The following is a 12,775-nucleotide window of genomic DNA, read 5'->3' as shown; positions in this document are numbered from 1 at the left end:
ACTACGTACGGCCGGACGAGCTGCACCAGGCGTTCAACTTCCACTTCCTGACCACCCCATGGGACGCGGCCGGCTTCCGCGACGTGATCACCGTGTCCATGGAGACCGTGTCGCTCGTCGGCGCCCCCTCCACCTGGGTGTTGTCCAACCACGACGTCAAGCGGCACGTCACCCGGTACGGCGACGGCGAGCTCGGTCTGCGCCGCGCGCGGGCGGCCACCCTGCTCATGCTCGCGCTGCCCGGCTCGGCCTACCTCTACCAGGGCGAGGAGCTCGGGCTCCCCGAGGTGCTCGACCTGCCGGAGGAGTACCTCCAGGACCCGCAGCGGCTGCGCGACCCCGACAGCGGCCGGGACGGCTGCCGCGTGCCGATGCCGTGGACGGCGACGGAGGAGCCCCCGTTCGGCTTCGCCCCTCCCGGCATCTACGAAAGCTGGCTGCCCGTGCCCCCGGCCTGGCGTGGCCTCAGCGTCGAGACGCAGCTGCGGGACACGGCCTCCACGCTCAGCCTCTACCGCGCGGCGCTGCGGATCCGGCGCGAGCACCCGGGGCTCGGCGACGGCGAGATCCGCTGGCTGGAGTCCCCGGCCGGAACCCTCGCGTTCGCCCGTGACGGCGGCTTCGCCTGCCTGATCAACATGACACCGGACTGGGTCGAGATGGAACGCCCGTCCGACCGGGCCGGGCTGCTCCTGGCGAGCGCCGATCCCATGGAATCCGGGGATCTGATCCGGCTGGCTCCCGATTCCACCACCTGGTGGGCCCTCAACAATGTCTAAAGTTGTGCCCATGACCAACGCGCGGCTCGCCGACATCGCGGCTCAGGCAGGTGTCAGCGAAGCGACGGTGAGCCGGGTGCTCAACGGCAAGGCGGGGGTCGCCTCGGCGACCAGGCAGGCCGTGCTGACGGCGCTCGACCTCGTGGGGTACGAGCGCCCCCAGCGGCTCCGCCAGCGCAGCAACGGTCTGATCGGCCTGGTGATCCCCGAGCTGGGCAACCCCATCTTCCCCGCGTTCGCCCAGGCGGTGGAGAAGGCCCTGACCCAGCACGGGTTCACCCCGATCCTGTGCACGCAGGAGCCCGGCGGCGCGCCCGAGGACGAGTTCACCGAGATGCTGCTCGACCGCGGCGTCTCGGGCATCGTGTTCGTCTCGGGTCTCCACGCCGACACCACGGCCAGGATGGACCGCTACACGCGGCTCACCGACCGCGGCCTGCCGATCGTGCTCGTGGACGGCTACAACGGGAACATCGACGCGCCCTTCATCTCGCCGGACGACCGGCTCGCGGCCCGCCTCGCCGTACAGCACCTGGTCGATCTCGGCCACGAGCGGATCGGGCTCGCCCTCGGCCAGCGGCGCTTCGTCCCGGTGATCCGCAAGATCGAGGGCTTCCGGCAGGCGATGGCGCAGCTTCTCGGCCTCGACGACGTCGACCACCTGATCCAGCACTCGCTGTTCTCGGTCGAGGGCGGGCAGGCCGCCGCGTCGGCGCTGATCGAGCGCGGCTGCACCGGCATCGTCTGCGCGAGCGACCTGATGGCCCTCGGGGCCATCCGCGCCGCCCGGGAGCGTGACCTGTCCGTTCCCGGCGACGTCTCGGTGGTCGGGTTCGACGACTCGCCGCTGATGGCCTTCACCGACCCGCCGCTGACCACCGTGCGCAAGCCGATCGGCGCGATGGCCGCCGCCGCCGTGGAGACCCTGATCGAGGAGATCGGCGGAACGCCCGCCAAGCACCTGGAGCTCGTCTACCAGCCAGAACTCGTCGTCCGCGGCTCCACCAGCTCGGGGCCCCTGGTCAACCGCTGATCCCCGCTGATTCCCGCGTTCCCGCGCGGTCAGGAAACACCCGTGCGGTCACAGACACCCTTGAGGGAGGCGGCGTGACGCCGCGAGACATCGAACATGACGTGGTCGTCCTGGGCGGGACGGGGGTGGACACGACGGTGTACGTGCCCGAGTTGCCCCTGCCGTACCGGGACACCTACCACGTGCCGCCGGTGATCGACCGGATCGGCAACACGGGCTCCGGGGTCGCCCTCGGCTGCCACGCGCTCGGCTTGCGGGTGACGCTGGTCGACCTGATCGGCGAGGACCCCCAGGGGCGGCTGATCCGCGACCATCTCGGCGGGCGCGGCGTCGACCTCGCCTGGGCCCCGTCCGAGGCGGGCACGAGCCGCAGCATCCTGCTCGTCGGCCCCGACGGCCGCCGCCTCTCGCTGCACGACCCGCGCTCCGCGCCCGGAGCCCGCCTACCCCGCGACCTCTACCTGCCCGCCCTGCGTACGGCCCGGCACGTGCACGTCTCCATCACCGACTTCTGCCGGCACGTCTACCCCGACATCCCGGACGGCGTGACGATCTCCACCGACCTGCACGACTGGGACGGGGTGAACCCGTACCACGAGGACTTCGCCTACGCCTCGGACGTGGTCTTCATGTCCGCGACCGCGCTCGGCGACCGCAGGGACGAGGTCATGCGCGCCATCGCCGCCAAGGGCCGGGCCTCGCTCGTCATCTGTACGGACGGCGCCGACGGCTGCCACGTCCTTTCCTCGGGTGAGGAGAGCGTCCGGCACTTCCCGGCCCAGCCGCTGCCCGGACCCGTGGCCGACAGCAACGGCGCCGGCGACGCGTTCGTGTCCGGCGTGCTCTACGGGCGGCTGCGGGGCCTCCCGCTGGAGGAGTGCGTACGGCTGGGCGGTCTCGCCGGAGCGCACGCGTGCACGAGCACCGGCACCCACGAGGATCCCATCACCCTCGCCGCGCTTCTCGAGCGAGCGGACTCCGGGCAGAAAAGTGGGCTCGTGACCAACGGGTGAGGAGGTCACGAGCCCGGAGTTCCATGATCGCGTTCACCGGGTCGCGGTCACGACCATGGCCGTCAGCTCCGCCGAGGGAGGATGGCTCGGCTGACGAGGTCTGGATGGGCCAGGTCCGCAGGGATCTGGTCGGGGTCTCTCAGCGCAGGGAGGACGCCTCCAGGGCCAGCTTCTCGATACGGGCGTAGTCCCCGGCGGCCAGTGCGTCGGCCGGGGTCAGCCAGGTGCCGCCGACGCACCCGACGTTCGGCAGCGCGAGGTAGGCGGGGGCGGTCGCGAGCTTGATCCCTCCGGTGGGGCAGAACCGCACGTCGGGGAGCGGGCCGGACAGCGACGTGAGATAGGGGATGCCGCCCGCGGCCTCGGCCGGGAAGAACTTCATCTCGGTGATGCCGCGCTCGCGCAGCGCCATGGCCTCCGACGCGGTCGCCGCGCCGGGCAGGAACGGCACGCCGCCGTCCAGCAGGGCGTCCACGAGGGACGGCGTGGTCCCCGGCGAGACGAGGAATCGCGAGCCGGCCGCGACGGCGGCCGTGATGTCGGCGGCGGAGCGGATCGTGCCCGCGCCGACGACCGCGTCGGGTACCTCGTCCGCGATCCGCCTGATGGCGTCGAGGGCGGCGTCCGTGCGCAGGGTGACCTCGATGACCGGAAGGCCGCCCGCGACGAGCGCGCGGGCCAGCGGCACCGCGGTCTCGGCGTCGTCCAGGACGACGACCGGAACGACGGGCGCAAGGTCGAGCAGACTCATTGATTCCTCCAGGCGCGAAGGTAACATTCGCACCGATACTTGGTCATACCAGCTCAACATTACTTGCCCTCTGGGTGAGCCAGGCGGCGGCACCGGTCAGGGCGGGTTGCTCCGCGACGATCAGCGACGTGGCGATGGCGGAGACGTAGCCGGACAGGGCCGACGCCGTCATCTCGAACCGCGCGCGGAACGCGCTGTCACGGGCGCGGCCGGCGATCCTCGGCAGCACGCCGCCGCCGAGGTAGACCCCGCCCCGCGCGCCCAGGGTGAGCGCCACGTTCCCGGCGAACCCGCCGAGGAGGGCGAGGAAGACGTCGATGGTCTCCACCGCGAGGGGGTCGCCGGACGCGACGATCTCGGACGCCGTCATCGGCGTGATCGCCTCGGGCGAGGCGCCGCGGACCAGCGCCAGGCCGCGACGCAGCCGGGGCAGCCCCGTGCCGGACAGGAGGTGCTCCGCGTCCACGTACGGCAGGCCGTCGGCGCGCAGCGCCCGCACGATCTCGATCTCCAGGTCGGACACGGCCGGGACCGCCACGTGACCGCCCTCACCGGGCACCGGGATCCAGCCGCAGTCGGAGGGGACCAGGCCCGCGACCCCGAGGCCGGTGCCCGGTCCCAGCACGGCACGCACCTTGCGTACGGCGCCGTCCAGGGGAGCCGGTCCGCCCAGGGACACGAGATCGTCCCCCGCCAGGTGCGGCAGCGAGATCGCCAGCGCCTCGAAGTCGTTGAGCAGCCCGACGTACGGGATGCCCAGCTCGGCCACCGTGCCCGACCAGCCCGCGTTGGTCAGCTGGTACCGGTCGTCCTGCACGGGCCCGGCGATCGCCAGGCACGCGGCCTCCGGCCGCACTCCGCCCCCATGCTGATCGAGATAGGCGGCTACGGCATCCGGCAGGCCCTGATGTTGTGCGACTTCCAGTACCGCGACCGATTCCGGGTTCCCTCCCGGCCGGGTGACCAGTCCGAACCGCGCGTTGGTGCCGCCGATGTCGGCGACCAGCCACGGAGGCGTCACCCGCGCCCCCCGTCCCCGGACCCGCCGAAGACGCTCGCGCCGCGCTCGGCGGGTCCGACCGTACGGCGGAACGCGTGGAACAGCTCCCGGCCCGTCCCGGCCCACTGGGCGTCGGTGAGCGGGGCGCCGTCGGGTGCGCGGCCGGACAGGTCGGCGAGGACGGACAGCGTTCCGGCGGTCGAGTCCAGCCGGATCACGTCGCCGTCGCGGACAAGGGCGATCGGCCCTCCGCGAGCCGCCTCCGGGGACAGATGGATCGCCGCGGGCACCTTGCCGGAGGCGCCCGACATGCGGCCGTCGGTCACGATCGCGACCTTCTGGCCACGGTCCAGCAGGACCGCCAGCGGAGGTGTGAGCTTGTGCAGCTCCGGCATGCCGTTGGCGCTCGGCCCCTGGTAGCGGACGACCGCGACGAAGTCCTCGCCGTCGAGCTCGCCCGCCTCGAACGCGCGCAGCAGGTCGAGCTGGTCGTCGAACACCCGGGCCGGGGCCTCGATGACGAGGTGCTCGGGCTTGACCGCCGACACCTTGGAGACGGCGCGGCCGAGATTTCCGTCCAGCATGTGGATGCCGCCGTCGGGCGAGAACGGCTCGCCGACGGGGCGCAGCACGTCCAGGTCGCCGCTGTTCCCGGGGTGCTCCTCCCAGACCAGCGTCCCCTCCTTGAGCGCGGGAGCCGAGCGGTACAGGTCGAGGCCGCGGCCCGCGACGGTGAGCACGTCGTCGTGGAGCAGCCCCGCGTCGAGCAGCCCGCCGATGAACACGGCCATGCCGCCGGCCGCCTGGAAGTGGTTCACGTCCGCCTGCCCGTTGGGGTACATCCGGGTCAGCAGCGGAACGGCCTTGGACAGGTCCGCGAGGTCGTCCCAGGTCAGCGTGATCCCGGCGGCGGCCGCCATGGCGACCAGGTGCAGCGTGTGGTTGGTCGAGCCGCCCGAGGCCAGCAGCGCCACGGCCGCGTTGACGATCGCCTTCTCGTCGACCACCTCGCCCAGCGGGGTGTACTCGTCGCCGTGCGGCGTGATCTCCACCGCGCGGCGGGCGGCGGCCTCGGTCAGCGCGTGCCGAAGCTCGGTGTGCGGGTTGACGAACGTCGCGCCGGGCAGGTGGAGGCCCATCACCTCGACGAGCAGCTGGTTGGAGTTCGCCGTGCCGTAGAACGTGCAGGTACCCGGCGAGTGGTACGACTTCGCCTCGGCGTCGAGCATCTCCAGCCGGGTGATCTTGCCCTCGGCGAACTCCTGGCGCGTCCGTGCCTTGACCTTGTTGGGCAGACCCGAGGTCATCGGCCCCGCGGGCACGAAGATCGCGGGCAGGTGCCCGAAGTGCAGCGCTCCGATGAACAGGCCCGGCACGATCTTGTCGCAGACGCCGAGCAGCAGCGACGCGTCGAACATGTCGTGCGACAGCGCGATCGCGGTCGCCATGGCGATCACGTCACGGCTGTAGAGCGACAGCTCCATCCCGGCCCGGCCCTGCGTGATGCCGTCGCACATGGCGGGCACGCCGCCCGCGACCTGCGCCACGCCGCCCGCCGCGCGGACCGCCCGCTTCAGCTCGGGGGGATAGGTCTCGTACGGCTGGTGCGCGGACAACATGTCGTTGTACGACGTCACGATGGCCACGCCCGGCTTCGCCGTACCGCGCAGGTCGCCCTTCTCCTCCGGGCCGGCGGCGGCGAAGCCGTGCGCGAGGTTGGCGCAGGCGAGCCGGCCGCGCGCCGGGCCGCGCTCGCGCAACTCCCGTCCGGCCGCGGCGATCCGCTCCAGGTAGGCGGCGCGGCCGTCGCGGCTGCGCTCGCGGATCCTCTCGGTGACCGCCGAGACGACAGGGTCGATCGCGCGCGCGTTCACAGCTCCTCCTCGTGCCAGGTCCGGCCGCTGCGGGCCAGCAGTTCGTGGGCGCCGGCCGGTCCTGCCGTTCCCGCGGGGTACGGCTCGGGCAGGGACTCGGAGCCCTCCCAGTTCTCGATGATCGGGTCGATCCACCGCCAGGCGGCCTCGACCTCGTCACGGCGCATGAACAGGGTCGGGTTGCCGGCCAGCACGTCCATGAGCAGCCGCTCGTACGCGTCGGGCACCCGGCTCTGGAAGGTCTCGGCGAAGCTCAGGCTGAGCGGTACCGGGCGGAGGGTGATCTCGCCCGCGCCCGGTTCCTTCGCCATGAGGAGCAGGTGGATGCCCTCGCTGGGCTGGAGCCGGAGGACGAGCCGGTTCGGCGCGGCGCCCGGGAAGATCGCGTGCGGGACGTCCTTGAACTGGATCACTATCTCCGACCGCCGGTCCGGCAGCCGCTTCCCGGTGCGCAGATAGAACGGCACGCCGGCCCAGCGCCAGTTCTTCACCTCGGCGCGGATCGCCGCGTAGGTCTCCACCCGGTGCGAGATGTCGGTGGTCGGAGTGCTGGCGGGCTCGTCCAGATAACCGGGAACGCCCTCGCCCGCCGTGTACTGGCCGCGTACGGCGAAGCGGTCCACTTCGGAGCCGACGATCGGGCGCAGTGACTGCAGCACCTTCACCTTCTCGTCACGGATGGACTCGCGGTCGTTGCGGGACGGCGGCTCCATCGCGACCAGGCAGAGAAGTTGGAGCAGGTGGTTCTGCACCATGTCGCGCAGCGCTCCCGCGTGGTCGTAGTAGCCACGGCGGCCCGGCGTGCCGACGGTCTCGGCGACGGTGATCTGGACGTGGTCGATCCAGAGCGAGTTCCAGACCGGCTCCAGGAAGGCGTTGGCGAACCGGAGCACGAGGAGGTTCTGGACCGTCTCCTTGCCGAGGTAGTGGTCGATACGGAAGATCTGCCGCTCGTCGAAGATCTCACCGACCTCGTCGTTGATCGCCTGGGCGCTGACCAGGTCGCGGCCGAGCGGCTTCTCCAGGACGACCCGGGACCGCGGCGTGACCAGCCCGGCCTCGTGCGCCTCGCGGCAGAACGGCCCGAACGTCATCGGCGGGCTGGCCAGGTAGAAGACGCGGTCGCGGTCCTCGTAGCCGGCGAGCAGGTGGGTCAGGGCGCTCCACCCGCCGCGGTCGGAGCTGCCGACGTCGAGCGACACGTGGTGCAGCCTGCGCAGGAAGCGCTGCCAGCCCTCGTCGTCGTCCCCGTGCAGGGCAGGGCGCACCTCGGCGTCGACCTTGCCGCGGAAGTCGGCGTCGGTGAGGCCGCCGCGCGACATGGCGATGATGCGCGTCTCGTCGGCCAGCCGGCCGTCACGGTCGCAGTGATAGAGCGCGGGGATGAGTTTCCGCATGGACAGGTCGCCGGTGCCGCCGAACACGATCAGATCGGCCGCGTGCCGCTGGGGCGTGGAGGTCACGGTTGATGGCGCGAGATCGCCCATGGGTGCGCCGATCTCCGACGCCGCGAGGGGATTGCGGGGGGACACAGACATCTGGGGCTGTTGCTCCTGCAGGGACTAAACGGGGACAAGTGGGACACTATCCGGAAGTTCTGCACAACATCAACCGAGTTTTGTAACTTGAGATGAATAAGTCGTTGTACTTCGGTGCCTAGATATGCTTCACTTTTGCACGATGTCACGACTTGCTACTACCGGTGAAGTCCTCCAGCTCATTCGGAGCGGGGAGGCGGTGACCCGTGCCGAGCTCGGCCGCGTGACCGGGCTGTCCCGTCCCGCGGTGGCACACCGGGTCGCCGAACTGCTGCAACGCGGCCTCATCGTCGAGGACGCCGAAGGGCCGTCCACCGGAGGCCGCCCGCCCGTCAGACTCCGCTTCAACGCCGCCGGAGGCGTGGTCCTGGTCGCCTCGCTCGGCGCTGGCCGTACCCAGATCGCGATCTGTGACCTGGCGGGGGAGCCCCTGGCGCGCACCGACCTCGAGATCGACGTCGAGGAAGGCCCCGACGTGGTGCTGCCCCTGGTCATGGACACATGGGAGAAGCTGCTGGACGGCAGGGGCGGCGTCGTCGGCGTCGGCCTGGGTGTCCCCGCGACCGTGGAGTTCGCCGCCGGGCGTACTGAGAGCGCACGCGTCATGGCGAGCTGGACCGGCGTGGTGATCCCGCCGATCATCGCGAGCAGGTTCCCCGTCCCCGTCCTGGTCGACAACGACGTGAACGTCATCGCCATGGGCGAGCACCGCATGGCGTACGCCTCGGAGCTCGACGACCTGCTGTTCGTGAAGGTCTCCACCCGCATCGGCGCCGGGGTGATCTCCGGTGGCGACATCCTGCGCGGCGCGCTCGGCGCGGCGGGTGAGATCGGCCATATTCCGGTCCGGGACGGCGGGGGAGTGCTCTGTCGTTGCGGCAACCTCGACTGCGTCGACTCGGTGGCCAGTGGCACCGCCATCCTGCGGGAGCTTCGGGACAAGGGGCGCGACGTGTCGTCGCTCGCCGACGTGACCGCGCTCGTCCGCGCGGGCGACGCCGAGACCATGGCCGTCGTACGGCAGGCCGGGCGCAGGCTCGGCGAGGTCATCGCCACCGCCGTGAACCTGCTCAACCCTGCCGTGGTCGTCCTGGGCGGAGACGTGGCCGAGATGTTCCAGCCGTTGGTGTCGGGTGTCCGCGAGATCGTCTACCGGCGGTCCACCCAGCTCGCCACCCGCAGCCTGCGCATCGAGGGCAGCCGGCTCGGTCCCGGTGCGGGCATCACCGGCTGCGCACTCATGGTCATCGACCGCGTCCTGTCGCCCGAAGCGATCGACGGAACGCGCGCTCCGTAGTTCCCCCGCCCCGCCAGTTCTCTCGCCCCGCCAGTTCCTGTTACGACTGGCGTGGGCACATGACGCAGCTCAGGGCGTGTTCGAGCTCGGCCGCGCTGGTCGCGGGGGAGGGCCAGGGCAACCGGATCAGGCGGTCCGGGCCCGACCACACCGTCGCCCCATAGCGGTCCAGCTCCCACAGCCACACGTCGGACCCGGCCGGCTCCCCGAGCAGGTGGCCGATCGCCAGCGCGAGCTGACCGCGGTGCCAGGCGTTCACATGGAGCACGATCCGCTCGGCCGCGTCGAGAAACGGATCCGGGGACGCGTCGAGATAGTTCTCCGCGTCGAGCACCCCCGACTCCTGCCCAGTCAGATAGACGACCTGGGCGACATCCACACGAAGCAGGCGGGGGGTCGGGCCGCCACCTGATGACGAAGGTCGAAGGTGCCCTTCGGCAGCGTCCACCGCCGCGAAGAGGTCGCTGTCGGGGCACCGCTCCGCGATCGCCACCGCCGCCATCCTGACCTCTTCGTCGGGTACGGCCTGCACCCAGCCCTGGATCTTGAGCAGACCGCGTGGTCGCTCCTTCTCGCCTGTGTCGCGGGTCGCCACCAGGTCCACGGTCACCACGATCTCGTCCTCGGCCGCGCCGTACAGGGCCTCGCCGGGCTTGATGAGGAGCACGGGGCGGCCCGCCGCGTCCACACCACCGCGCGCGGCGCCCGAGAAGGGGGCTCCGGCGACGGAGATGTGCGTCGGCGCGGCGGTGGCGGCGAGCGTGCGGATCCGCTCCGCGATCGGGGGAGCTTCCACGGGGTGCATGACCCTCCTTCGCTAAGGTTAGGCTTGCCTTAATTAGGCTTACCTAACCACAGGAAGGTGAACGTGCGCTACACAGGTCCCAAGGTGCGGCTTTCACGCAGGGCGGGTGTCCCGCTGACCCGAAAGGCGGTCAAGTACTTCGAGGCCCGCCCGTATCCGCCGGGAGAACACGGACGAAAGACGAACCGCCGCAACGTCGGCGACTACGGCGTCCGCCTGCTGGAGAAGCAGAAGCTGCGCTGGTACTACGACGTGTCCGAGAAGCAGCTCCGCCGCTACTGGGATCTCGCACTACGCCGTCCGGGGCGTTCCGGGGAGGAACTGGTCGTCATCCTGGAGACCCGGCTGGCGTCGCTCGTGCTGCGGTCGGGATTCGCGCCGTCGATCTACGCCGCCCGGCAGTACATCAACCACGGCCACATCACCGTGGACGGTCGCAAGGTCGACATTCCCAGCTATCTGGTCAAGCCTGGCCAGGTGGTCGGGATCCGGGCCAGGTCGCGAGCCATGCAGCCATTCGTGGCGGCCTCCGAGGGCATCTACGCCGATGAGCGGCTCCCGGCCTACCTTTCCGTCGACCACAAGGAGCTGCGCTTCACTCTGGTCTCCCGCCCCCTGCGCGAGCAGGTAGTGGTCCCGGTGGACGAGCAACTCGTCGTCGAGCACTACTCCCGGTGACCTGACCGTGGGTCGGCCCGGTGACGGCCGTTCTGTCGCCGGGCCGACGCGCCGCGTCGCGTAGTGGCGGCGCCATCGGGCCGAGATCTCCCTGCGAAGCCGAGGCCCCATACAAGGGAGCGGTGGCACGGGTCGGGCCGAGGTCGCACCGCGGGGCCGTGATGGTGTTGTGCGACCGTGATGGTGCTGCGGGCGGCGGGCTCTCACCATGAGGCATCCGGAACGGTAGGCGGCGACCTTTCCTGTGGCGTCTTCTATGGGCGCCGGCTCTTGCCGAGGGTGGCGGTCTTTCTGTGGCGCCTTCCCGGTGGGCACTGTGCTTTGCCATGGGCACTGTGCTTTGCCATGGGCACGGCGCTTTGCCGTAGCGCTGTGCATGCCACGGGCACTGCGCCTTACGTGGGGTGGGGGGAGGGGGCGGCTCTGGACCGCTCCACACAGCCGACCTGCCCCTTCATCGGGGCGATGCCATACATATGGACATGTCGATCACCCTGACTGTCCATGTCCGTTATGCTCTCGGGCGATCTCGTGTCGTACCCCCCAGGAGCATGTGTGCGTGAGCGCGTCCGCCAATTCATCGAGTCACGGCGGTTCCAGCAGGCGATCATCGGGGTCATCCTCATCAACGCGGCGACGCTCGGAGTCGAGACCTCGCCGTCCGCCGTGGCCCGCTACGGCGGCATGCTGCACGTGGTGGATCACGTCGCGCTGTATGTCTTCGTGGCGGAGTTGTTCGCCAAGGCGTATGTGTACCGCTTGCGCTTCCTGCGCGACCCCTGGAACGTCTTCGACGCGGTCATCATCGGGATCTCGTTCCTGCCGACGGCGAGTGGTTTGTCGGTGTTGCGGGCATTGCGCGTACTGCGGACGCTCCGGCTGATCTCCGTAGTCCCGTCTCTTCGGCGGGTAGTCTCGGCGTTGCTCAACGCCGTGCCCGGGATGGCGTCGATTGTGATCCTGCTCGGGCTCGTGCTCTACGTGGCCGCCGTCATGGGCACCAAGTTGTACGGCGCCGCCGCGCCCGAGTACTTCGGTGACCTGCCGAAGTCACTCTTCTCGCTGTTCCAGGTGATGACGGGGGACGCCTGGTCGGATATCGCCCGGCCGCTGATGGACATGTACTCGTCGGCCTGGCTGTACTTCGTGGTTTTTGTGCTCATCTGTACCTTTGTCGTCCTCAATCTCTTCATTGCCGTCGTGGTCAGCGCCATGGAAGAAGAGAACAGGGAGGAACGCAAGGAGGATCACGCCGTGCTGAGTGAGGTGGCGGCCCTCCGCGCCGAGATTCAGAGCCTTCGGGAGACTCTTGTCGATCGCGTCCCCTCTTGAGTTCCAGGGCGCTTGCGGACCCGGATTCCGGGGCTGCGATCAGCATGCTTGCTTCGTGCTCCTGCTGGTGCGGGGGCCGGTGTAGGTGAAGGCCCAGCGGTCTTTGCCGGCCCGATAGAGCCGGTAGCGGTGGGGGTTTCGGTAGCGGTCGCGGTTGTGGAATTGGCAGGTGGGGCCGAGTTTGTCCAGGTCGGTGGCGCCGCCGTCGCTCCAGTTGTCGATGTGGTCGATCTGGCAGAGGTGGGCGGGTAGGTGGCAGCCGTCGACCATGCAGGTGGTGTAGCGGCTGAGGATGGCCCTGCGTTGCGGGGCTGTTGCGCGCCGGACTTTGCGGCCCATGTCGAGGACCTCGCCGTCGGCGTTCATGACCAGGCGGGTGAGAGTGGAGGTGTTGGCCAGGCGATGCACATCGGAGACGGGCAGGAACTGCCCAGTGGCGAGCAGCAGTCCGGGCATTCTCCGGCCTGAGATCAGCCCTGCGGGCGTCGCCCAATCAGAGACCCGTTCGCCCTGTGCCGGACCTGGCTCATCCCGCGCCGCGCTCGGCTGGTCCCGTGCCGCGCTCGGCTCACCTTGGGCTGATCTCCGCCGATCCCATGCGGCCGCTCGTTCACCTACGGTCGATGGCTGGTCATCTCGGACCGCATTCCGCTCATCTCGGGATGGTGTGCGCTC

At 70.4% G+C, this 12,775-nt stretch carries 12 protein-coding genes; 6 read left to right on the top strand and 6 right to left on the bottom strand.

All coding sequences use genetic code 11. The features are described from left to right. The 3 genes from IMZ11_RS40700 to IMZ11_RS40690 all read left to right on the top strand — a co-directional run. On the top strand, positions 1–779 hold a 779-nt coding region (locus IMZ11_RS40700), incomplete at its 5' end, for an alpha-amylase family glycosyl hydrolase (protein ID WP_228648607.1). A 10-nt stretch (positions 780–789) separates the two neighbouring features. After that, positions 790–1,812, top strand: a complete 1,023-nt coding sequence (locus IMZ11_RS40695) for a LacI family DNA-binding transcriptional regulator (RefSeq protein ID WP_228648605.1) — start codon at positions 790–792, stop codon at positions 1,810–1,812. Positions 1,813–1,886: 74 nt separating this feature from the next. Beyond that, on the top strand, positions 1,887–2,825 hold the full coding sequence (locus IMZ11_RS40690; RefSeq protein WP_228648603.1) for a PfkB family carbohydrate kinase: 939 nt from the start codon (positions 1,887–1,889) through the stop codon (positions 2,823–2,825). Between the two features lie 139 nt (positions 2,826–2,964). Here IMZ11_RS40690 and eda read toward each other — a convergent pair whose 3' ends face one another. Genes eda through zwf form a run of 4 tightly spaced genes read right to left on the bottom strand, consistent with a single transcriptional unit; the run spans position 2,965 to position 7,937 of the window. Then, positions 2,965–3,576 (bottom strand): bifunctional 4-hydroxy-2-oxoglutarate aldolase/2-dehydro-3-deoxy-phosphogluconate aldolase, encoded by a 612-nt coding sequence (gene eda / locus IMZ11_RS40685; protein ID WP_228648601.1) that lies wholly within the window; start codon positions 3,574–3,576, stop codon positions 2,965–2,967. Positions 3,577–3,619: 43 nt separating this feature from the next. After that, positions 3,620–4,597 carry a glucokinase gene (locus tag IMZ11_RS40680; RefSeq protein WP_228648599.1) on the bottom strand — a complete coding sequence of 326 codons (978 nt, stop codon included), beginning with the start codon at positions 4,595–4,597 and terminating at the stop codon, positions 3,620–3,622. Then, positions 4,594–6,450: a phosphogluconate dehydratase gene (edd, locus tag IMZ11_RS40675; protein ID WP_228648596.1), complete on the bottom strand. Its 1,857-nt coding sequence runs from the start codon at positions 6,448–6,450 to the stop codon at positions 4,594–4,596. Before edd ends, IMZ11_RS40680 begins: the two co-directional genes overlap by 4 nt. Continuing rightward, the gene (gene zwf / locus IMZ11_RS40670) at positions 6,447–7,937 is read right to left on the bottom strand and encodes a glucose-6-phosphate dehydrogenase (protein WP_228648609.1); all 1,491 of its coding nucleotides are present in this window, start codon (positions 7,935–7,937) and stop codon (positions 6,447–6,449) included. The genes edd and zwf overlap by 4 nt, the downstream gene beginning before the upstream one ends. A 193-nt stretch (positions 7,938–8,130) precedes the next feature. On the opposite strand from zwf, the gene IMZ11_RS40665 reads away from it, so the two are divergent. Then, positions 8,131–9,285, top strand: coding sequence for an ROK family transcriptional regulator (locus IMZ11_RS40665; protein WP_228648594.1), 1,155 nt, complete (start codon positions 8,131–8,133; stop codon positions 9,283–9,285). 40 nt (positions 9,286–9,325) lie between these two features. On the opposite strand, the gene IMZ11_RS40660 is transcribed toward IMZ11_RS40665, so the two are convergent. Further along, positions 9,326–10,090: a DUF2470 domain-containing protein gene (locus IMZ11_RS40660; protein ID WP_228648592.1), complete on the bottom strand. Its 765-nt coding sequence runs from the start codon at positions 10,088–10,090 to the stop codon at positions 9,326–9,328. A 63-nt stretch (positions 10,091–10,153) separates the two neighbouring features. On the opposite strand from IMZ11_RS40660, the gene rpsD reads away from it, so the two are divergent. Next, positions 10,154–10,768: a 30S ribosomal protein S4 gene (rpsD, locus tag IMZ11_RS40655; RefSeq protein WP_061261523.1), complete on the top strand. Its 615-nt coding sequence runs from the start codon at positions 10,154–10,156 to the stop codon at positions 10,766–10,768. Positions 10,769–11,323: 555 nt separating this feature from the next. Next, on the top strand, positions 11,324–12,100 hold the full coding sequence (locus IMZ11_RS40650) for an ion transporter (RefSeq protein WP_228648590.1): 777 nt from the start codon (positions 11,324–11,326) through the stop codon (positions 12,098–12,100). A 39-nt stretch (positions 12,101–12,139) separates the two neighbouring features. Here the strand turns inward: IMZ11_RS40650 and IMZ11_RS40645 are convergent, their stop codons facing one another. Continuing rightward, entirely contained in the window at positions 12,140–12,556 is a 417-nt protein-coding gene (locus IMZ11_RS40645; RefSeq protein ID WP_228648588.1) for an HNH endonuclease signature motif containing protein, read from the bottom strand. Between the last annotated feature and the right edge of the window lie 219 nt (positions 12,557–12,775).

Source organism: Microtetraspora sp. AC03309 (assembly GCF_020826795.1).
GTDB lineage: Bacteria > Actinomycetota > Actinomycetes > Streptosporangiales > Streptosporangiaceae > Microtetraspora > Microtetraspora glauca.
The sequence above is the reverse complement of the archived record's forward strand: the minus strand, read 5'-3'. Positions and strand labels throughout refer to the sequence as shown.